At 59.6% G+C, this 21,898-nt stretch carries 16 protein-coding genes; 4 read left to right on the plus strand and 12 right to left on the minus strand.

Features of this window, described 5'->3' with window-relative positions:
• Window positions 1-84: 84 nt before the first annotated feature.
• The 4 genes from lpdA to KF841_01725 all read right to left on the minus strand — a co-directional run bounded on the left by lpdA (window position 85) and on the right by KF841_01725 (window position 4,764).
• Complete coding sequence (gene lpdA, locus KF841_01710) at window positions 85-1,494, minus strand: dihydrolipoyl dehydrogenase (protein ID MBX3394061.1); 1,410 nt, start codon at window positions 1,492-1,494, stop codon at window positions 85-87.
• 122 nt (window positions 1,495-1,616) lie between these two features.
• Window positions 1,617-2,936 carry an aminotransferase class I/II-fold pyridoxal phosphate-dependent enzyme gene (locus tag KF841_01715; protein MBX3394062.1) on the minus strand — a complete coding sequence of 440 codons (1,320 nt, stop codon included), beginning with the start codon at window positions 2,934-2,936 and terminating at the stop codon, window positions 1,617-1,619.
• A 113-nt stretch (window positions 2,937-3,049) separates the two neighbouring features.
• On the minus strand, window positions 3,050-3,502 hold the full coding sequence (locus KF841_01720; GenBank protein ID MBX3394063.1) for a hemerythrin domain-containing protein: 453 nt from the start codon (window positions 3,500-3,502) through the stop codon (window positions 3,050-3,052).
• A gap of 71 nt (window positions 3,503-3,573) precedes the next feature.
• Window positions 3,574-4,764 carry a 4Fe-4S cluster-binding domain-containing protein gene (locus KF841_01725; protein MBX3394064.1) on the minus strand — a complete coding sequence of 397 codons (1,191 nt, stop codon included), beginning with the start codon at window positions 4,762-4,764 and terminating at the stop codon, window positions 3,574-3,576.
• 659 nt (window positions 4,765-5,423) lie between these two features.
• Between KF841_01725 and KF841_01730 the strand changes: the two genes are divergently transcribed.
• Window positions 5,424-6,464 carry a 50S ribosome-binding GTPase gene (locus tag KF841_01730; protein ID MBX3394065.1) on the plus strand — a complete coding sequence of 347 codons (1,041 nt, stop codon included), beginning with the start codon at window positions 5,424-5,426 and terminating at the stop codon, window positions 6,462-6,464.
• Window positions 6,465-6,501: 37 nt separating this feature from the next.
• Here KF841_01730 and KF841_01735 read toward each other — a convergent pair whose 3' ends face one another.
• On the minus strand, window positions 6,502-7,320 hold the full coding sequence (locus KF841_01735; GenBank protein MBX3394066.1) for a hypothetical protein: 819 nt from the start codon (window positions 7,318-7,320) through the stop codon (window positions 6,502-6,504).
• A gap of 119 nt (window positions 7,321-7,439) precedes the next feature.
• Here KF841_01735 and KF841_01740 point away from each other — a divergent pair, with 119 nt between their 5' ends.
• Window positions 7,440-10,502 carry a proline dehydrogenase family protein gene (locus KF841_01740; GenBank protein ID MBX3394067.1) on the plus strand — a complete coding sequence of 1,021 codons (3,063 nt, stop codon included), beginning with the start codon at window positions 7,440-7,442 and terminating at the stop codon, window positions 10,500-10,502.
• Window positions 10,503-10,634: 132 nt separating this feature from the next.
• A complete protein-coding gene (locus KF841_01745; GenBank protein MBX3394068.1) occupies window positions 10,635-11,729 on the plus strand; it encodes a LysM peptidoglycan-binding domain-containing protein in 1,095 nt (364 codons plus the stop codon).
• 31 nt (window positions 11,730-11,760) lie between these two features.
• On the opposite strand, the gene KF841_01750 is transcribed toward KF841_01745, so the two are convergent.
• A complete protein-coding gene (locus KF841_01750; protein ID MBX3394069.1) occupies window positions 11,761-14,985 on the minus strand; it encodes a hypothetical protein in 3,225 nt (1,074 codons plus the stop codon).
• A gap of 112 nt (window positions 14,986-15,097) precedes the next feature.
• Here KF841_01750 and KF841_01755 point away from each other — a divergent pair, with 112 nt between their 5' ends.
• Entirely contained in the window at window positions 15,098-15,778 is a 681-nt protein-coding gene (locus KF841_01755) for an endonuclease V (protein MBX3394070.1), read from the plus strand.
• Window positions 15,779-15,833: 55 nt separating this feature from the next.
• Here the strand turns inward: KF841_01755 and KF841_01760 are convergent, their stop codons facing one another.
• The 6 genes from KF841_01760 to flhA all read right to left on the minus strand — a co-directional run bounded on the left by KF841_01760 (window position 15,834) and on the right by flhA (window position 21,892).
• Entirely contained in the window at window positions 15,834-16,151 is a 318-nt protein-coding gene (locus tag KF841_01760) for a hypothetical protein (protein ID MBX3394071.1), read from the minus strand.
• A gap of 127 nt (window positions 16,152-16,278) precedes the next feature.
• Window positions 16,279-17,052, minus strand: coding sequence for a FliA/WhiG family RNA polymerase sigma factor (locus KF841_01765; GenBank protein MBX3394072.1), 774 nt, complete (start codon window positions 17,050-17,052; stop codon window positions 16,279-16,281).
• A gap of 134 nt (window positions 17,053-17,186) precedes the next feature.
• A complete protein-coding gene (locus tag KF841_01770) occupies window positions 17,187-17,405 on the minus strand; it encodes a hypothetical protein (GenBank protein MBX3394073.1) in 219 nt (72 codons plus the stop codon).
• A 68-nt stretch (window positions 17,406-17,473) separates the two neighbouring features.
• Window positions 17,474-18,376 (minus strand): MinD/ParA family protein, encoded by a 903-nt coding sequence (locus KF841_01775; protein ID MBX3394074.1) that lies wholly within the window; start codon window positions 18,374-18,376, stop codon window positions 17,474-17,476.
• A complete protein-coding gene (flhF, locus tag KF841_01780; protein ID MBX3394075.1) occupies window positions 18,373-19,818 on the minus strand; it encodes a flagellar biosynthesis protein FlhF in 1,446 nt (481 codons plus the stop codon). The genes KF841_01775 and flhF overlap by 4 nt, the downstream gene beginning before the upstream one ends.
• On the minus strand, window positions 19,781-21,892 hold the full coding sequence (flhA, locus tag KF841_01785; GenBank protein MBX3394076.1) for a flagellar biosynthesis protein FlhA: 2,112 nt from the start codon (window positions 21,890-21,892) through the stop codon (window positions 19,781-19,783). Before flhA ends, flhF begins: the two co-directional genes overlap by 38 nt.
• Window positions 21,893-21,898: the final 6 nt, after the last annotated feature.

Raw genomic sequence — 21,898 nt, forward strand, 5'->3', positions numbered from 1 at the left:
GCTGAAACCGTCGATTGTCCGGATGCCTGCAAGGAATTCGCCCCGCTATGAACCTTGGAAACCCACACGCTTCTGCCAACGCAATCAATGCCCGTGAATCGCCTTGCCTGTCATCGCTTCGGCGGCCTCCATAATCGTCTCACCCAGGGACGGGTGCGGATGGATCGACAATGCCAGATCATCGGCCACGGCGCCGAGTTCCATGCCGAGCACACCTTCCATCAGTAGATCGCCGGCATGCGCACCGACAATTCCCATACCGACCAACCGCTGCGTCTGTCGATCGAAAATGAGCTTCGTCAGTCCCTCAGTCCGATTCATCGATACCGCACGGCCCGAGCCGACCCACTGAAACTTCTTCACAACGAAATCCAGCCCCTTGGCCTTTGCTTCCGATTCCGTGTAGCCGCACCAGGCGACTTCCGGATCCGTGTAAACGACAGCCGGAATGGTCACGTTGTCCCATTCATCATTCTTGCCCGCCAGAACATTGGCGACAATCTTCGCCTCGCGGGAAGCCTTGTGTGCCAGCATCGGGTCGCCGATGACATCCCCGATTGCGAAAATTCGCTTGTCTGTGGTGCGGAACTGATGATCGACCTGAATGAACCCGCGATCCGTAAGCGAAACCTTGGTATGTTCAAGCCCGAGTCCGTCGGTCCGTGGTTTGCGCCCGATCGAAACGAGGATTCTGTCGTACGGCTCGGTGACTTCCTTTCCACCAACGACATATGTCGCCTGAATTTCATTGCCGGACTTCTTGGCGCCTTTGAATTGCGCTCCGGTGTGAATCGCCTTCATCTGCTTGTTCAACTTCGAAAGCAGCGGCTTGGCTAATTCGGGATCGAGTCCGGTCAGCACGCCATCGAGCGCTTCGACAACCGTAACTTCGCTACCCAGGCCGGCATAAACCTGTCCGATTTCCAGACCGATGTAGCCGCCGCCGATGATGAGCAATCGCTTCGGAACCTCACTGACTTCGAGCGCGTCCGCCGCACTCCAGCAAAGGTCCCGGGGAATCACGGATTCGGGCAGAAATTTCGCGGATGCACCGGTCGCAATTATTGCATGCCGAAATTTAAGCCGTGCGTTATCTGCGCCTTCGAGGCGAACGATGTTCGAACTCTCGAATTCGGCATGACCGTTGAAATAGTCGATCTTGCGCGCCTTGATGAGCGACTGAACGCCGCCCGCGAGCTTGCGTATGACGCCGTTCTTCCAGCCGCGAAGTTTCTCGATATCGACCTTCGGCGGGGCATAGGTCAATCCAAGGCTCTCAGCGTGCTTCGCCTCATCGATGATCCGGGCGACATGCAGGAGGGATTTGCTGGGGATGCAGCCCTCACGCAGGCACACGCCGCCGGGCACTTTGGCTTCCTCGATCAGCGCGGTCTGAATCCCGCGATCCGCAGCGGCGAGAGCCGCCACATAACCGCCGGGGCCTCCGCCGATGACAACGAGGTCAACCTCCTGAGTCAGTTCGCCTACGACCATATCTGATTCCTCTCGATCTCGCCGCGATCAACGGGAGCGGCAACCCACAAGAGGAACGAATTCTAGGGGGTTGACGGAAAACGTCAAAACAAAGGGATTCCCGGCGAGCGATTGGCGCAATCTCAGCCTTCGGAATTCTTGCCGTCCGCGCCGATCGTAAGCCATTGTGAAATTGCAAGAGCGCCGTCTATCACTCTTCGGCAATGCGCCCGGACGAAATCGTCCGGCAACGGGTGCTCGAGCGGCAGATTCTCGCTGGCAGCAAGAGCCGCGCCGCCATCGAAATCGACAAACGCAAGCCGAGCCGTCAGATCCTGACGCGAACGCCCGAACGAGACGCCGGGCAGGATCGCCACATTGGCTTCCTCAAGTAGACGATTGCACAGACTGGGTCCGTCCCTGATCCCGCGGCGGGCCAACATCTCCGCGAACGGCGAGAAATCCAGGAAAAGGTAGAATCCGCCGACCGGGGCATGAACGCGAATGCCGGCGGACTTCAAAATCGAAACGGTGGGCGCAGCGATTGCCGCGAGCACCCGGCGCGCATGCCACAGATACCGCTCGATATCAACTCCGCACTGGAACGCCCGGACCGCCGCAAATTGAATCGGCGCGCTGACTGACGTGAAACTCTCACTGGCGACGGCGGCCATTGCATCGACCAACCAGCGCAATTCGTGCGGGCAGGTAAATGTGCCGAGTCGCCAGCCGCCGGCTCCGCACCACTTCGATAATCCGGAGCTGACGATGGTGCCCTCCGGGTAGAATCGTGCAATCGAAACATGTTCGCCGGTGAAATGCAGCCGACCATAGATTTCGTCGGACAACACAATCACATTGTATTTCCGCGCCACCTCGGCAAGGCATTTGACTTCGTCGGCACTATAAGTCAGACCCGTCGGATTGCTCGGATAATTCAGCACAAGCAGGCGCGGCCGATGATCGTCCTCGACAACGCTCAGCGCCCGGTCGAATTCCTCGGCCGTCACTTTCCAGCCGTTTTCATACCGGGTATGAATCAGACTGAATCGGCGACCGAGAATCCTCGCCTGCGGCCAGTAGGTCACCCAACACGGCGGCGTCAGCAGAATCTCGCCGTAATAGACCAGTTGCAGGATAAACATCAGCTCTTTTGAGCCGGGACCGACAATCACGCCATCGGGGCTGGCGTCAATTTCATCCTTCTTGCGATGATAGTCCGCGACTGCCTCGCGCAAAGCCGGCAGGCCCTTGACCGGCAGGTAGTCCTTCTCCGTGGCGGCCGTCCGCAACGATTCGACGACGGAGCCGGGCACGGGAAACGGCGACTGTCCCAGGCCGAAGTCATAGACGTGCTTTCCGGCCTGTAACAACGCGCGGCATTTTTCCTTGATCGCGAGCGTCGGCGATTGGCCAAGTCCGCGGACATTCAGATTGAGACTGACTGGCTTTGAGGAATTCATCGCTACGTGGTTCTCGATCGGCATGGTATCACCCCGTCGGGTGAAAAATCAATATCGCAGCGCGGCCCGAGCCTCGAGGTGCGATATGGGAAAAATCGAATTCAATCCGGTGCTTAGTCGCCGGTACCGAGGTCCTGATTGAACGCGTACATCACGAGATTCTCCTCCTCGTGTTTGTGCTGTTCGACGTAGGCCAGGAACATCCCGATTCGGGCGATGGCGTGTCGGATGAGCAGATTGTCTTCCGGCCGCAGTTCGGCGATCGATGCATCGAGCTCGCGCATGAGCCGATCAAGCTCCGAATGCTCATGGTGCAGTGCTTCGACCTTTCGAGACAGCGTAGGCCGAATCCGTTCGACGCCCTTCATGTAACCACCCTCCTCCTCCATGGCCATGTGGTTGCGAAGGTGCGTGGCCAGCTTGCTGAAGCTGGTTCGGAGTCTCGGCAGCCAGTCCGACAACTGTCCGACCGGCGGGACCGCCAACTGCTTTCGCACGTCGTATGTGAACTCCTGGACTCGAGCGTGCTCGTCGTGAATCCACTTTGCGATGTCGCGCGGCGTCATCGTAAGCCCTCCGAAGATGGTTAGCTCCCGAACAGAACCTGCTGCACAATTCATGCCAATCACGGCTGATGTTATTCAGGACCGTCAACAACATCATATCGGCTTTCAACGTTGAATCGTGGCGCGTCGGCCGGTGAAACCGGTTCAAGCTGATCGAGCCAATACGCCTCATCGTTGCGGCGGTAAACCATGAACTTGCCCCGCAGCGACGGGTCTTTCGCGCGATGATATCGCAGATAGATGTACTGATCGTCCACGCCCGCAATTTCGATTTTACCGGTCTCATGAGACATTGAGTACCGGGCACGGCGAGCCAGACCGGACCCGCGACGCAGCGCCTCGCGGAAAATATCCCATCCACGAACGATCGGCACTTCGTACGGCTCGTTACCGGCGGTCGGGCGTCCTTGGAACAGGTAGTACGGCGGGCAGCCGATCCACGAGAGCTTTCTGTATAAATCCGAAAGCACATCCGGGTCGTCATTGATGCCCTTGATGAGCGGACATTGATTCACGCAGATCACGCCGCAGCGGATAAAGCGGTCGATTCCCTCGATCGCCGCCTCCGTCAATTCGCGCGGATGATCGAAATGAGCCATCAGATAGATGCGCCGCATGGGCGTCGAATAGGTCGAAAGCAGTTCCTGCAAATCCGGGTCGTTGAGAATCCGCCATGGGTCAAAGGCCGGCATTTTTGAGCCGATGCGAATGATCCGAACGTGCTCAATCTCCCGTAACCCGCCGATTATCTGCCGCAGTTTCCGCGTCGCCATCAGCAGCGGATCTCCCCCTGTCAGGAGGACATTTGTCACCTCGGGATGCTCGGCGATGTAGCGGATACCAGCCGAAACGTCTCGCGTCACCTCGTCGTTATCATCCATGAAGAGCCGCTTGCGGAAGCAATAGCGGCAGTATGCGCCGCAAACTTCGTTGCATAGCAGAAGAACAGTATCGGGATACTTGTGCTGAACGCCGTTGGTAACAGTTACAGATGCCTCATTGCTGGCATCGAGCTGTCCCCAGTCGTTCAGTTCCTCTTCGCGAGGGATGATGAGCTGCTTGATTGGATCGTCGGGATCGTCCCAGTTGATCAGACCGAGGTAGTAATCGTTGGCCCGGAACACATATCGCTCGGCCACTTTCTTGAGCTTGTCGCGCTCGGCCGGCGGAATCTGGGTAAGCTTATCAATGTCTCGGATGTACCTGACGCGCGGGGCGCCTCCCTCGCGACCCTCGAATTGCGGGAGCGTGACGGCTGTCATGGGCGTTCTCCTCGGTTGGCAAATCCCGCGATGCAGGACTCGCATGTTATCTTATTTTTCCTCGTGACGTCTCGCACGGCCATTTGCATCAGCCAATCCGTGTTCCATCAGCTCAGGCTGCACTCGGCAAGATCGGTTCAGATTCCATCGCGGAGACTGTCGAATACGCCGCGGTGAATACTGAATCGGACTCCGAAACGTCGTCGATTCGGAAACCCTTTTTTCACCTCCTCATGTCGGACCGGACTCAGCGCACGAAATTACATCCGACCCGCTTGGTCGAATAATGAAAATACAAATGCGCTTGCTGGCCTGAAGGAATTCTAGCCGATCTTTGCAAATTCGGCAACTTTTTTCCGCGGCATCGCCCGATACAGAGGCCACCCGGTGGTCGCCACAGAATCATCAAGCAGATTGAGAATGCCGTCGTAATGGCACAACGATCTGTTCGATACAATTCCGGATTCGGGCCTTCGGACACACCATCCCGCCCACCGGCATGAGCAGCGAGCTCTTCATGGGAAGGACCCGAGTCGATGCGCAGGCGACGGCGCGATATCATGGCGATAGATCGAGAATTCAGAATCCTTCGTTTCGGCGCGGTCGTGACGCCGGCCACCGGGGAGCCAACCCGCATAGCCTGATGGAGTAATCGTTGAATGGCGATCAATGCCACACCCATGTACAAGAAGGCCGAAGAGCGATATCGCTGCGCGACCAATGCGGCCGACCGGGTCGCCGCCCTGGAGGAAATGCTTCGCCTCGTCCCCAAGCACAAGGCCAGTGAGAAACTCCAGCTTCAAATCAAGCAGAAAATCAAGGCCGCGCGAGAGGACGCGCAACGCGCGCACAAGTCCGGTGGACACGCCTCGCATGACCTGTTCAGCGTACCCCGGCAGGGCGCCGGGCAAGTCGTCCTACTCGGTGCCGCCAACGTCGGCAAGAGTTCCATCGTCGGCGCGTTGACGCATGCAAAGGTTGAAATTGCGGATTTTCCTTTCTCCACGCACGCGGCCGTGCCCGGCATGGCTCATCACGAAGACGTTCCAATCCAGCTCGTCGATATGCCGCCGATCATGGAAGGCAATGCACAGCCCGGAATGCTGAATGCGTATCGCCGTGCCGACGCATTGCTGATCGTGATCGACCTGGCCTCAATCGAGGTCGTCGACCAGTTTGAGCAGTCGATCAGACTGCTTCGCGATCATCAGATGCGGCCGATGACGACGCCGACGCCGGACTTTGGTGGAGAAGACATGGAAGATCGGGACCTGGACGCAATCGACGCCACCGCCCTGCCGAAGCGCGCATTACTGGTCGCCAACAAACTCGATGCACCCGGGGCGATGGAGAATCTCAGCACATTCCGCGAATTGATGTCCGGCGAATTGGAACACTTGCAGGTGCGAGGCATCTCCGCCAAATCCGGCGAAGGAATGCCGGAGATGCTCGCGGATTTGTACGAGCTGCTCAATGTGATTCGTGTCTATGCAAAGAAGCCGGGCAAACCCGCGGACAAGGAAGCCCCGTTCATCCTGCCAGTCGGCGCAACCGTGCTCGACATGGCCGAGCACATTCACAAGGACTTGGCTGCCAAGCTGAAAACCGCTCGAATCTGGGGCGGCACCGTGCACGACGGACAACAGGTCACCGGCAACCACATTCTGACGGATAAGAACATCGTCGAATTGCACGTCTAGGCCGGCGCCATTTCCTTCACGCGGCTTCTCGAACAGATCAACCCTGCAAGTGAAGATGAAATACACGCCACCCGTCTGGCGTCTGGCTCAGGCGAATCACAATCACCGCGCCGATCGGCACATTGAATCCCCTCGGAATTGTCAATAACCGCAGTTTTGCGAGGTACGCTTCCGTGCCCTTCGCAAGCGGCTTTCCGTCCGAGCCGACGGCCTTGGTCATCTCGTCGCTCGATTCGATTTCCGCCAGCATCTCGCGCTCATGCGGATCCACGGCATCGACATAGAGCGTGGCCTCATCCATTGCCAGAACTCGTTCGTTCGAGCGTTCGATTTTTCCATCCGCCGACATGGCCCGATTCTGTTCGAACAGAATCTCGCCCTTCTTTCGGATTGTTAATTCGCGTGTCGACGATTCCATCCCTTCCAGGTAATGCGCAATCGCCGATACCCAGGACTCGGCGACCAGCCGTACAGCCGCATCGCGCTTGATATCGCGTGGAACGCTTGGTGGCGGCTCCGCCCTGACGGACATGTAAACGCGATCCTTGTCCATCAGGCTCGCGATCACGCCCATCGCGTGGTCGTATTTCGCCTTGTTGTCCGAATGGCCGAAACCCACGGCTCGAATACGCTGCAATGTCCGCATCGCGTCGAGCATGGCCAGCGCGACCGCATCCGCCGGAGCGTCGCTTCCGACCGGCGGCTCCACGACCGGAAACTCGACATTCTCTGAGGCCTGATGACGGCGTTTGTCTTCGCAGCCGGCGACGCCGACGGCACAGCACAGGATGAGGGCCGGAATCCGGCACTGCAATACGATTCTTGACATGAGGCAGAGTGTAGAGCCGACCCACATACCCGGCAATCCGGCGTATTTGCAGCAGCGTCAGCGGGCTTTAGAATTCATCAGAAATGTGCCAGGCGGGACAATTGCCCGCGCGATCCGAAACACCATCGAGGGGGCCGTACAAACGCATGACGCTCGCACGCCTCAGCCCCGCTGCCATTGAGCCGGAGATCGGCAGGATCGGACGCGAAATCTTCAAGCGGGCGGAGGACGCCTCCCCATCGATTTTCTCGATGGAGGCATGGCAACAGTTCGGCATGAACTGGCTGACCTCCGATGAAGACCTCAAACTCCGGTTGTTTCGCTTCATTGAGGTCATGCCGTCACTAAACGACGCGACATCAATCGCGCGGCACCTCATCGATTATCTCGAACCCAAGGCGGCCTGGCGTCGCGTGAAGGGACATCGACTCCCTGGGATACTCGAACTCGCGATCGGATTCGATCGACCGGAAAGCGCCTATGCACACTTCGTCGCATGGGCCGCACGATTCGGATGCGGCACCAGCGCGAGGCAGTTCATTGTCGGATCGACACCCGGCGAAGCGGTTGCCGCGGTCCGAAAGCTGCGTCGCAAGGGCATGACCTTCACATTGGATGTCCTCGGCGAAACGATCATCGCTGATCGTGTGGCGCGCCATCATCAGGAACTTTATCTCGAACTCATTCGGCACCTTGGCCGCGAATCGCTCGAGTGGCGGGAAGATCCGATCCTCGATCGCACGCCCTGGGGGTCCCTGCCGAAGGTGAATGTGTCGATCAAGCTTTCGGCGATTGTCGTCAGATTCGACCCGATCGATCCCGAAGGCGTCGCTGCCGCCGTATTGGATCGCCTGCGTCCGATCTTCCGGGCCGCACGGCAGGTCGGCGCATTCATCAACATCGACATGGAACACTACGCGGTCAAGGACATGACGCTGGAAATCTTCAAGCGCGTCCTGAGCGAACCGGAGTTCCGCGATTGGCCCGACGTCGGCATTGTCATTCAGACCTACATGCCCGAAGGCGAAACCGACCTGCGCGAGTTGATCGGCTGGGTTCGCCGGCGCGGCACGCCGATCAGTGTTCGTATCGTGAAAGGCGCCTACTGGGATTCGGAAACCGCGACTGCCGTGCGCAATAAGTGGCCGATCCCGCTCTACACCGAGAAATGGCGTTCCGACGAATCGTTCGAGCGTGTTTCAGCATTGCTTCTGAAAAACGCTGATGTTGTTCGCCCGGCATTCGCCAGTCACAACGTCAGGTCCATTGCGGCTGTTCTGGCCATGGAGGCCACACTGGGTCTGCCCGAACGGACCCTTGAATTGCAAATGCTGACCGGCATGGGCGATCCGCTGAAGCGGGCCCTTGTCTCGATGCGCCAGCGGCTGCGAATCTACGCGCCCTTCGGCGATCTGATGACCGGCATGGCGTATCTCATCCGCCGGCTGATCGAGAACACCGCGAACGAATCCTTCCTGCGGCAGAGCTTCGGACAGCACATGTCGGTCGATGCGCTCCTGGCGCGTCCCGGCAGCCAACCGCCAACTTGTCCGACAATTCTGCCAGCGCCCCGCATCCAGGATCCAGAAGGGGAAGAATGCATGGAACCGTTTAATGAATCCGCCGAGATGGATTTCTCGCGCGACGCCAACCGCGAAGCAATGAAGGCGGCGATCGCCTCAACACGCGCTCAGTTCGGCCGCAAGTACCCCGCGATCATTGCGAACGGAGGGGTTGACACGCGCGAATGGCACGAATCGCTCAATCCGTCGAATCGGAATGAGATCGTCGGCCGAACTGCCATCTGCGATCACGCTTTGGCCGATCGCGCCATAAGCGCCGCTCGAGCAGCATTCCCGAAATGGTCAGCCACACCGCCTGCGGAGCGGGCGTCCTTGCTGGATCGAGCGGCCGACCTGCTCGAATCGCGGCGATTTGAAATCTGCGCGTGGATGATTCATGAAGTCGGCAAGACCTGGCGCGAAGCACAAGCGGACTTCATGGAAACCGCCGACTATTTCCGTTTCTACGCTCGGGAAATGCGCCGCCTTTCAGCTCGACCGCGACGGCGAGACTTTCCAGGTGAGTCCAATGAGTACAACTATCTGCCGCGCGGCGTCGTTCTGACGATCGGCCCCTATTGCTTCCCCACGTCGCTGATCGGTGGAATGACTGCCGCCGCGATTGTGACCGGCAATACCGTCGTGATGAAACCTGCGAACGATGCCGCAGTCTGCGCCGCCCGCCTTTGCGAGATTCTGATCGAAGCCGGCCTTCCGCCGGGCGTCCTTAATTTCACGCCCGGACCCGGCGCGGATCTGGGCGAGTTTCTCGTTCGCCACCCGGGTATCGACATGATCGCATTCACCGGGTCGTCCGCTGTCGGTCGCGGACTCATCGATCAGGCACGTTCGGCATCGACGGACCGCGGAGCGACTAAGCACATTATCGCCGAGATGGGCGGAAAGAACGCCATCATCGTCGATGACGACGCCGATCTGGATGACGCCGTGCAGGCCGTGATGGCGTCAGCCTTTGGTTACGCAGGACAAAAATGCACCGCCTGTTCGCGCGTGATCGTGGTCGGTTCGATCTACGAAGCCTTTGTCGAGAAGTTGGTCGATTCAGCGTCCGCCATCAAGCCCGGACCCGCCGACTCGCCTGCGACTTCGGTCGGTCCGCTGATCAACGAGCAAGCGCTTTCAGTTGCGGAGCGCTTCATCGAGAACGGGATGCGTGAAGCACGCTGTGTTCTCCCGCCGAAAAAAGGGGCAGGCGAAGCCGGATTTTTCATGTCCCCCGTAATCTTCTCGGATGTGCCGTGTGATGCGTTTATCGCCCGGGAGGAGTGTATGGCGCCAGTGCTGTGCATTCATCGGGCGAAATCGTTCGAGGAAGCTGTCGAAATCGCCAACTGCACGAACTACGCCCTTTGTGCCGGTCTCTACTCGCGAAGCCCGCGGCACTGCGAATTCGCCAAACTGCGCCTCCGCGCCGGCATGATCTATGTGAATCGCAAGATCACCCTGTCGCGGGTTGACCGCCAGCCGTTCGGAGGTTTTGATCAATCCGGCCTGGGATCGAAAACCGGCGGACCGGATTACCTCCAGCAATTCATGCTGCCCCGCACGATTTCCGAAAACACGGCACGCCACGGATTCACGCCGGCCACAGACGCGCACCGTGAAACCGCCTCGGCACATGCGTGATTTGCCGACAAGACGCCGCCTCCGATTTTCATCTGGCGAATCGCCCGCGCGATTTGGTAAACTCCGGTCCGGGCGGCGTCGTATGATCCTTCACCGGGCTACTCCGCGGGACTGAGCTCGAGGTTGACTGCCATGACACGAACAAACCAAAAATCGCTCGGCATGGTTCTAGGCGTTGTGATCTTCGCCGCGGCCGCATGGTCGTTCTACGCATGGAAATTTTCGTCGACAAATCCGCCTGATGTCGGGTCCGACCAGGCGGCCTCAATTTCCAACGACGCGCCGCGGTTCGGTTCATCAGAGCCGAGTAGCACGCGGACTTCCAAGCCTGAGAACGCGCCCGACCTCGATGCCGCGATCCGGCCAAATGAGGCAACATCCATCCGGGAGTCGGTCGAAGCCACGACACCGACGGTCGCCATCGCCTCGGTCCCAACGACCGCCGACACGTCGAATCCGCTCATGCCGAGCGCCTTCGGCAACAGTGCCGCCCGCGCGCTCAAAACCGGTCGAGATGCGCTGGCCTCCGGCGAAGTCATCAAGGCTCGCGCCGCGCTGTCGCGCGCTCTCGCCCTCGGCGTGAATCCACCCGATCAGCAATTTATCCGACGCGAGCTGGATCGCCTGTCGGACGCCCTTCTCTTCAGCCGCGCAACGACGCCGGATGATCCGCTCACTGCGGTTCACGTGGTGAAAACCGGCGAGAGCCTTTTTGTGATCGCGAGGAAATACCAGATCAGCGAAGAGCTCATCATGACCCTTAACGGCATCCGCGATCGAGATTCGATTCTCGCCGGTTCGCGACTCAAAGTGATCAAAGGACCGTTCAGCGCCAGGATTTACAAATCCGCACATCGAATTGACCTCTCCTTGGGAGATGTCTTCGTGCGCAGCTTTCCTGTCGGTCTCGGAACCGACGGCGGAACCCCCACCGGCGAATGGCTCATCAAGAGCAAACTCACCAATCCGGACTGGGCCGACCCGATCTCCGGCCGATATTTTGCGGCAAACGACCCCGAGAACCCGATCGGCGAACGCTGGATCAGCCTCGAGTGCATTTCGGGCGAATGCATGGGGCGGATCGGCTTCGGCATTCACGGTACCATCGATCCGAAAAGCATCGGCGCTGATATGTCGATGGGATGCGTCCGACTCGGACCGGACGAGGTGGCATTCGTCTTCGATCTGCTCGTGCCCAAGTACTCTCGCGTGATGATCCTGCAATGATGTCGCGCGAAATTCGGCCGTCCCGTTGCGCTCACGGATCGATCCGTTCCAGCATGACAAGCATCCCCAGCAGATGGCGTTGACCAGGTGCGGGGCTCAAAGGCGGCTCCCGCATTGGCATCAGACCGACATACGACGCAAAAGCCGCATATCGAACCGTGACGCGAAGCGGTGTCACGGAAAGCCTGCTCAAATCGACCGTCGAGAACAGCCCCGATTCCGCAAGCAATTTCGCCGCATAGGTCGTCAGATCAAGCGTCGCAAAATCCTCACCTGGCTCGTCCAGCACCGGCCGATTAGACGGTAACACCACCGGTCCCACTGCCGTCTGAAGTTCGAATCCCGCCAGCCCAGTCGGCCCCGGCCAGCCCCAACCATTCGCCCCCAACAGATCGGCGTTCGGATCGGCCAGCGCCGGGATCGACCCTTCCGGTCGCCGAACTGGTCTCAACTTCGAACGCGAACGACCGCGTCCGATCTCGCCATTCTCCCAATAGACCTGATAATCATTGCCGGTATCACTGGACGACAGTCGGACCGCCGGACCATACATGGTCACCCGGCGCGGCGCCCGCCAGCGAATGGCGGACAATTGCACATCCTCGGACTGCGAGTGGATCGGATAATCAACCGCCTCGATCACCTCAGCCACGATGACAACACCATAATTTCCATCGACGAGTTGTGCTCTTCGCAGGTCCAGTTCCGAAAGCGTCGCCCGTCGTGTGGCCGGATTCTTCTCCGCAACGAAAACCTGTCGGTCCTGGGCCGTGAAATGGCCTGCCTCAAAAAGGATGCGCTGCGCGGCAATCGCCTGAGTCGGACGCATCACGCTCACCATTTCCGCGAACGCTTGAAAATCGATGCCGGTCTTCATCGCGGCGATCAGCCGCCAATGCTCAGCAACGGGCGTCTCTGCCGAACGCCGACCCAGCCACGTCAACAGTGTTTCTACAATTGGCAAGCCCTCAGGGCGAAGCAAACGGCCGCACAGCCCAAGCATACCGTCGGACAGCGCCGTCTTCGGTCGATCAAGAAGTGCCGTGATGATGGCCGCTGTCTCTTCCGTCGTTGCATTCGAGCCACTGACCGCGTCGGCCGCGATTGTCGGATACCCCGCCCGAATCAGAATCGAAGCGGCGTCAATCCGCTGGCTCATGCTTCCTGTTCGCGCCGCCTCAGCAAGACCGGCGATCATCGGATCATCCATTCGCAGCCGCACATTCAGAGGGAAAACGCCGTGTCCTGGCTCGTCCCCCAACAGTCGCGCATCCGACACGAATCGCTCGCCCTGCTCGACCACCAGATCGAATACCGCCCGCTTCAGGCCGCGCTGCCTTGGCATCGCTTCAATCCCGGTATTGACAATATCTGCAAACGTACGAGAGAAGATCAGATCGCCCAGCGCAGCCGGTTGTAGTACGGTGAGAAGTGAGATCCGATCCGAATTCGACTTGAGCTCCCGCCACTTAAGGAGCAGCGGATCGCGCGGGTCGCTCAGTTCCAGTCCAAGTGATCGCACATGCCGGGCGACCTCTGCCGCCGACGACTGCTGCACATGCTTCATGATTGTCAGGAGTGCCGTAACCGCGTCATCACGGCGCATGCCGCCCAGTTGGCGGAGCGCAGCCATCTGTGCATTCTGCGACATCCGGCTGAATTCAGACCAATCAACCTTCATTCGCAGTCGCCGCATCGTGACCAGCGCTGCCTCGCATTCCTCGACTGACCCGTTGCTGCACATCGACAGCAACAGCGACTTGATCATTGCCGAATCGCCCGCAACGGATTCCACACCATGCTCGCCAATCAGCTTGATCCATTTCAGCTTCAACTCGTGCGGCAGCGATTGCAGCTGCGCCATCGCAGCCATCGGCACCTCCCGGCGAGACGCAATGTACCGCCAGACCGCCCGATCGATTCGGTGGTCACCTCGATTAACCAGGGCGATCACGCCCGGATCGACCGTGCGGGCCCAGTTCCCAATCCGATCTGCCGTCACCTGCGCACGAACCATCCCCAGCGTTTCGACACTCAATTCCACCATGGCCGCGGACCGCCCCCCCATATGCCGCAACGCCTGCACCAATTCCGGCGCATCCGGTTCGAGACGGCCGCCCTTCGTCCGAATTTCCGGTATCGATCGAATAAATGCCAGATCGATCACGTCCGCCGATCCGTCGCCCCATTCCAGAACAATCTCCCTCTGTCCAGGTTCCGGCTCAAGGACGAGCACCGCCCAGCCCGCCGGCCGCTCCGCCTCAGAACGCGACCGCACAGCCTCCTGCTTCCATTTTTCCCCGTCGCGAACACGTGGAAGCAAATTGTTCTTCCAGACAACCTGAACCTCGCCACCGGCGATGGATTTTAACTCCATGCGCTCGAACACGATTGATTCGGTCCATGACTGAAGTACCGCGGCCGTCGGCTGACGATGGAATGAATACACGCCGTAATAGGCCGGCCGATCGCGCTTCGACAGAAGCAGACGCGACAGCACACGCGGCGCGACATCCGATTCGTAATGCAGCGGCAGAAGTAAAAACTCCCGGCCCGCCTGTGCCTCCACCTCCGCGCCCTGATCCACGATTCGCGAAAGGAACAGGCTCGTCTCAATCGCCGGCGTCAGATCCAACCGAATCCATGAGGCAAGTGAGACATTCCAGAGTGCCGCAAGCTGCCTCACTTCTGTCAGAGTGGGATCGGCAAACGCCGCTCGACGCAGCGTCTCGCGTGCGTCGGCCTTCAGCCCCGCGGCATCAGCCCACTTGGCGAGTTCCAGCAATCCCGCGCCCGACGACGACTCCGCCGAGTTAAACCTCTGCCGAAAAATCAGCTTGTTCCAGAAAATCTGGTACTCCGCCGATCCCGTGTCGCACACCCGCGCCTTCAAGCCTGGATCAAGCACGACCAGTCGTTCCACGCACTGAACCGCGAGGATGGCCATGTCAGAATGGAAATACCCCTCGCACCATCGACGCAGTACCGCGGGCTCGATGCACGAATTGATCTCGGCCACTTCGTCCATTGTGCGTCGAACGGCCGCGACATCGTCGGGCGAAAATATCAGCTCCCTGGGCCCGTCGGCCGTGCCTGATTTCAATCGGACGGACGTCGGCGATTCCTCGACCACGCGCCCTGCGAAGGAAGTGCCATCCTTCAATCGGACAATCTCGGCATTTGACGGGCTCGAAGCGACCAGGACGCCGATCACGCTGATGAGAAGCAGCTGGATGCCGGAAAAATCCCGATTCATTCAACAATTCCAAGGCATTCCAAGTGCAGACTTGCCGGCCCCGCGGCGGATCATTCTCCTGCGCACAATCGCGGTATCCGCAGTATTATACGAGCAAACTCGGTTCGCGCGCATGAACCTGCCCACTCCGATACACGACTGGAACCAGACACCTGCGGCAGCAATCCAGCTCCAGAGACAACTCGCCGCGCGAATCATCGAATCGCCGCTCCCCCGTGCTGCGCGCCTCGCTGCCGGCGGCGACGTGGCGTTTAATTCTGAAGGCGATCGGCTGATTGCGGCGTGGGTCGTCTGGGACATCGCAGCACACACGATCGTCGAGACCGCATTCGCACATCAAAACGTGACCTTTCCCTATGTGCCCGGCCTGCTCAGCTTCCGCGAGGCGCCGGCACTCATCGAGGCAGCGAGGCTGCTGTCACGTGAACCTGATGTGTTTATCCTCGATGGGCATGGGAAGTCACACCCCAGGCGATTCGGCCTTGCATGCCACGTCGGCTTGTTTCTCGACCGACCGGCCATCGGCTGTGCGAAGAGCCGTCTTTGCGGTCAACATCGTGAGCCGGGGTCTCGGGCGGGCGGTTCGTGCAGGCTCGTCGTGGATGGTGAAACTCTGGGACGGGTCGTCCGTACCCGCGAAGGCGCCAAACCAATCTATATCAGCATTGGACACCGGATGGTACTCGCCAATGCAGTTTCAGTGACACGCCGGTGCTGCATGGGTTACCGGATGCCCGAACCGACCCGGCAGGCACACTTGCTGGTTACCCGCCTGCGAACTGAATTGTTCTGAGGCAAATGCTCGTCGCGCCCCAATGGGACATTCGCGACATCGGATGAGATTCGGATCACGCGGAAAGATCGAGATGAGGGCGGCCATCAGGGTCGATACGGACGCCCGTTGAGTCGTGTGTCTCACTCTCCGACTCTTCCGGCGGCGCGTCGAAACGGCCCTGACCGCCCGTGCCGGCGGTGTCGGCATGCACTTCGTTGTCGTCTGTATCAGTCGCTTCGATTTCGATGATATCGGCGCTGCCTTGCCCGGTGAGACGGCGTGAAGCGTCCGTGCGAAGGTTATCCTCGTTCTCTCGCTCGCGCGATTGAACCTGCTGGGCGGCGCCGGACTGTAGCACCGAGCCGATCGAATTGGGCGGAATGGCCGACATCGAAGGACTCCCGTCGAGAATCAGTTCCGGCTGTGCATCGCCGCGGTCATGACATTGACCACCGCATCCGCCAGTGCGCCCCCCCCGCAGGCCGCTCCGCGGGTTCGGTCGGCGCGAGGTAAGTGGCCTACATTCTGAATTCCTTGTCGCGCTGCTTCAACTGGAACCGCAGTCGTTCAACGATGGCCGAGTGCATCTGACTCACCCGGCTTTCCGAAAGATCGAGCGTCACCCCGATCTCCTTCATGGTCATTTCCTCATAGTAGTATAACACAAGAATCAGTCGCTCAGTCGAGGAAAGGCCTTGCTGAATCAAACGCTTCAGGTCCGATTTCTGAATCTCCTTCACGGGATTCACGGCTCGTTCGTCACGGAGCACTTCGATTTCCGAGACTTCCCGCGAGGAATCACCGGCGAAGGCCTTTCGCGAAAGCGATGTCATCGACACCGCGTTGCCGTCCCGCGAAATTCGCTTGAATTCATCCGGCGCAACGCCGATCCGCTCGGCCACTTCGCGCTCGCTGGGCATGCGACCCAGTTCGGACTGAAGCTCCTTGGTTGCGTTCTGAATCTTCTGCGACCGATTGCGAACCAGGCGCGGCACCCAGTCCATGGAACGAAGCTCATCCAGAATCGCGCCACGAATGCGCGGCGAACAGTATGTCTCGAACTTCACACCGCGATCCATATCGAACGCCTCGATGGCGTCGATCAGACCGAACATGCCCGCGCTGATCAGGTCGTCGAGTTCGACTTCCGTCGGCAGCTTGGTATGAATACGCTCCGCGTTGAATCGAACAATATGCATGTATTGTTCGATCAGCGTGTTGCGGAGTTCGTCATCCGGTTCTTTCTTGTACTGTTTCCAGACTTTCGAGACGTCAATTTCCGAAGCGAGCATTCGAAGAAACTCCTGTCCGACTCGGGCGAGAAGGTCGGGCGCTTTGATTCAAGAACCATCAGGTCAACGTCGTGGCTGCCGGGCGGGGTCGCGGTGCGAAAGATGTCAGGCTCACGGCATCTGACATGACGCAGTTACCGTGACTTGCCATCCTCTTCGGATTCCGCAAGGGGACGATCCTGAAGGACGCAACCCGCAATCCACCCGGCGATCGTTCCGATGATCAGGAAGCCGAAAAGTCCGCCCATCGCGCGAAGCAGGATGACCTCGACGGCGTTGCCAGAGAACAATCCGCGCAGAATCATCCCCGCGAATGCCAGCAGACCGCATGTCACACCGAACAAGGAAGCCACACCGCCCTCGCCTCTAGCCGTTTTCGGTCCTCAACCGTATTGGGCATCGGCGAAGCGTTCGAATTGGTTCAGTGAAAAAAGCGAAGGACGCGTTGGAAGAATCCTGAATCGTCGCTCGTCGAGGCGACGGGAAGCGCGACCCTGTTTGCCAATGCTGAAATGCCGCTTGACGCCAGACAGCGCGGAAATCGCTGAACAAATGGAGCACGAAGACGAACGGCTCGACCGACGTGCTCATCGCGCGCGATCTGTCCGATAAGCGAAACCTCAACCCCCAGGAATCGCGACGCCACGCTCGTCAATCGAGCAGCCGAAGTACGCCCTTCCTCATCGCTCAATGCCTGATTCATCACGACATGGACGGCCGGAAGTTCAGCCGCGCGGGATAGCACCTTCACCAGGGCGTACGCGTCTGTGATCGCTGTCGGTTCCGGCGTCGTCACGACAAGAAGGTCGTCAGCCGCATGAGCAAAGGCCAGCACATTCTGCGAAATACCCGCGCCGCAATCGATCAGGATGATGTCAGTGCGAGCCTCCAGCGAAGACAGGTCGTCAACCAGCGCCCGACGATCGTGTGAACTCAGATCGGCAACCGCAGCCAGGCCCGACGCGCCTGCCACCAGATTCATCCGCGCATTGATCGGGGTCAGAACCTCGTCAATGGAAGCCCGGCCGCTAACCAGCGCGGCCAGGTTGCTCCGCGCGTGAACATTCAGCAGTAGATCGGCATTGGCCGTTCCGAGATCCGCGTCAACCAGGACAACGCGATGCCCCGACTGAGAAAGCCTCAGCGCCAGATTCACCGCGATGCTCGTTTTGCCGACACCGCCCTTGCCGCTGGCCACCGCCACGACTCTCGCTGTCCTACGACGAAGCGAAGCTCGCACGGATTGCGATGCGCAGTGACTCGAACCGCGGGTTGCCATGAGCAGCCGCAGATCCGCGGCCTGATCTTTCGGAATCGCACTCATGCCACGGCTCCCGTGCGACCGCCGTCCTCTGGTCGCAGACCACCGGCCTCGCGCGACTGTATCTCCATCTGGTCCACGATCAGCCGCGCGAGTCGGCTGGCGCTGGCTATTTCGATATCATCCGGCACGGCTTGTCCCGTCGTAAGGTATGATGGCCGCATATCGACGTCTCGCAGCACGTTTAGAATCACGCCAAAGCCGTCCGCTTCATCGACCTTTGTAAAGAGTAGTTGCGCCGAGCCCAGCACGCTGAATCGATCGATCGCCTCTCGCAGTGTCTTTTCTTTGCTGGTTGTCGACAGTACGAGATGAATCTGATCAGGGTTCGCCGCCCGAACGAACTCATTCAGCTCGCCAATTCGTAGCCCATCTTTCTGGCTCCGCCCGGCCGTGTCGATAAGGATCAGGTCCATGTCAGACATTTCGTCGATGGCCGTGCGAATATCCTCCGGCTTCAGGACGCTTGCGATGGGCACACGCAGAATCTGCGCATACGTCTTCAGCTGTTCGACCGCCGCGATCCGATACGAATCGATCGTGATCAATCCGACGCGCTTGTTCTCACGCAGCTTCATGTTTGCAGCAAGCTTCGCGATGGTCGTCGTCTTGCCAACGCCGGTCGGCCCGACAAGGGCGACCACAGTCGTCTGCCCATCATCACGCAATCGCAGCGGCGCCGCGGTAGGCAACGATTCCGCGATGGTTTTTCGCAGTTCCGCCAGCACGGATTCGCGAGAGAATTCCGCCCCACCCGCGCCGTCCGCCCGAATCCGTCCCTGAAAAGCCGACTGACAACGCAGGCGCTCGGCAGTCCGGCCAAGCAGATCGTACGCCGACTCAGCATCCAATTCCTGTGCAAGAAGCAGCGCGTGATATTCATCAAACGCCCCGACTTCGCCGAACTCGTCCGATCCACGAACATGCCGGACAAGATCGCGGACCATCCCGCGAATCTCCGTCAATTCGCGCCGAAGTTCGTCAGCGTCCTTGTCATCGCCGACCCCCGCGCCGGGGTCCGACGCACCCGACGCCCCTCGCGTCGCATTCACTGCCTCTGCGCGTCGAGCCGAGCCGGAACCTGCCCCGGGATCCGTGGTGACCCCCGCGAGCACCGGCGTCGGCAGCCCGCGAAGGCCCTCGCGCGGCGCACTCGCGCCGACCGACTGCGCCACTGCATAATCGAACAAGGGCGCGACACGCGGTGAAGACCTCGGCGACGGAAGTTCATCCGATTCAGCGCCCGACCGCGCCGCGCGACGGATGCTCATCACCCGCTCATCGGCCGTCGCGGTGATTTCAATGACAGACCGCGCGCCGATGCCAAGAATCCCGCCGCGCGTCAGCGTCCGCGTGTGGAGAATGACGGCATCCTTGCCAAGGTCCTTCTTGACCTTGGCCAGTGCGTCAGCCATTGACCGTGCCTGATACGTTCTCAATTTCATCTTGGATTGTCACCATGCCATGTGTCCGAATGTTCACACCTCGGACGACTTCGTTGTAACCCAGCACCGCCACGGTCGGCAGCGCCGTCTCAATAATTCGACGTGTCCACTGTCGAACCTGCGGCGAGGAGAAGATGACCGGCTGCCGTCCACCGGCCTTCGACGCCGCGGTCTCCAACTCACGACGAATTGCCGCGATCACCTTGTTCGCCATCGTCGGCGGCAACGTCAGATACGAGCCGCGCTCCGTGCGCTCAACGTGGGAGTTGATCAGATCCTCGACGCCAGGATCGAGCGTGACACCGTGAATTGTCCGCGCCGAATCAACATGCTGCTCACAGATTGTCCGGGCAAGCGCATTTCGCACATACTCCGTAAGCACGTCCGGATCTTTCGTCCGCGGCGCCCAATCGCCAAGCGTCTCCAGAATCGTCTCCAGATCACGAATCGGCACGCGCTCACGAAGCAGATGCGACAAAACGCCCTGAACCTCGCCCATCTTCATCACATCCGGGATAATCTCCTCGACAATCTTCGGGCTGCGCTCCTTCAGTGCGCTGATCAGCTTGTTCACGTCCTCGCGCGTCAGCAATTCGGCGGCGTACGTTCGAACCAGCTCAGTCAGATGGGTCGCAAGCACGCTCGTCGGCTCCACCACTGTGTAGTTTCGATGCTCCGCCATCGAACGATCCGAGTCCGAAATCCAGCGAGCCGCCAGCCCAAACGCCGGCTCCCGAGTCTCAATTCCATGCACAGGCTCCGACACCGCGCCGGAATCGATCGCGAGCAGATAACCCGGCATGAGTTCACCTCTCGCGATGTGCGCTCCGCGAAGCTTGAGCGCATACTGGTTCGGTTCCAGTGCCACATTGTCCCGTATGCGAATCGGCGGCACGATCATACCCATGTCCGTCGCAATCTGCCGTCGAATGTTCTGAATGCGATCCAGCAGGTCGCCGCCCTGCTTCTTGTCAACCAGACGGATCAGCCCATATCCGACTTCTAACTCGAGCGCATCGACCGACAACAACGATTCGATCTTCTCCGGCTCTTTCGGCTTGGCCGCCGCAGCCGTCGCCGCAGCAGCGTCCGCCCGCGCGAGCTTCCGGCCGCGACCGTAAAGCATATACCCCAGGCCGCCCACGCCGCTCGCGATCAGAAGCAGCGGCATCTTTGGCAGCGGCGTCGCCGTCAGGACCAGCAGGAACGCGGCGCTCAGAATCAATGCGACCGGCCTCGACGAAAGCTGCCCCATGAGCTCTTCGCCCATGTTCGACTTGGCCGTCGACCGCGTAACCAGCATGCCGGCGCCAACTGACACCAGAAACGCGGGGATCTGCGTCACGAGTCCGTCACCGATTGTCAGTCGGGTAAAAACGCTCAGACAGTCCATCAACGGCAGATTCTTCTCCACCATTCCCACATAGATGCCGCCGATGATATTGACGAGCGTAATCACGACGCCCGCAATCGCGTCGCCTCGCACGAACTTGCTCGCACCATCCATCGCGCCGTAGAAGTCCGCCTCCTTGGTCACGTTTTCACGACGGCGACGCGCCTCGCCTTCATCAATCAGTCCGGCCGATAGATCGGCGTCGATCGCCATCTGCTTGCCCGGCATCGCATCCAGCGTGAACCGGGCCGCGACTTCCGCAATCCGTGTCGCACCCTTGGTGATGACCACGAACTGAATCACCGTAATGATGACAAAGATAATGACGCCGACGGCCAGCGATCCCGCCGCAACGAACGCACTGAACTCCTCAATCACTTCGCCCGCCGCCCCGGTCGTACCGTCCGCATTTGTGAGAATCAATCGGGTCGTCGCCGTGTTGAGAACCAGCCGAAAAAGCGTCAACGACAGCAGCAATGACGGAAACGACGAGAAATCAAGCGGACCGTTCATATACATCACGGTCAACAGCACAACAGCGCTGAGCGTCACATTGGCTACAAGCAGCGCGTCGAGCATCGGCGTCGGCAGCGGCACCAGAATGACAAGAATGAGCGACATCGCCAGCAGCGGGAACGCAAGTCCGCGATGCTCGTGAAGCGCGTTCGTCAGTCTGACCATGGGTGA

It is taken from the genome of Phycisphaerae bacterium (assembly GCA_019636475.1).
Classification (GTDB): domain Bacteria; phylum Planctomycetota; class Phycisphaerae; order UBA1845; family UTPLA1; genus JADJRI01.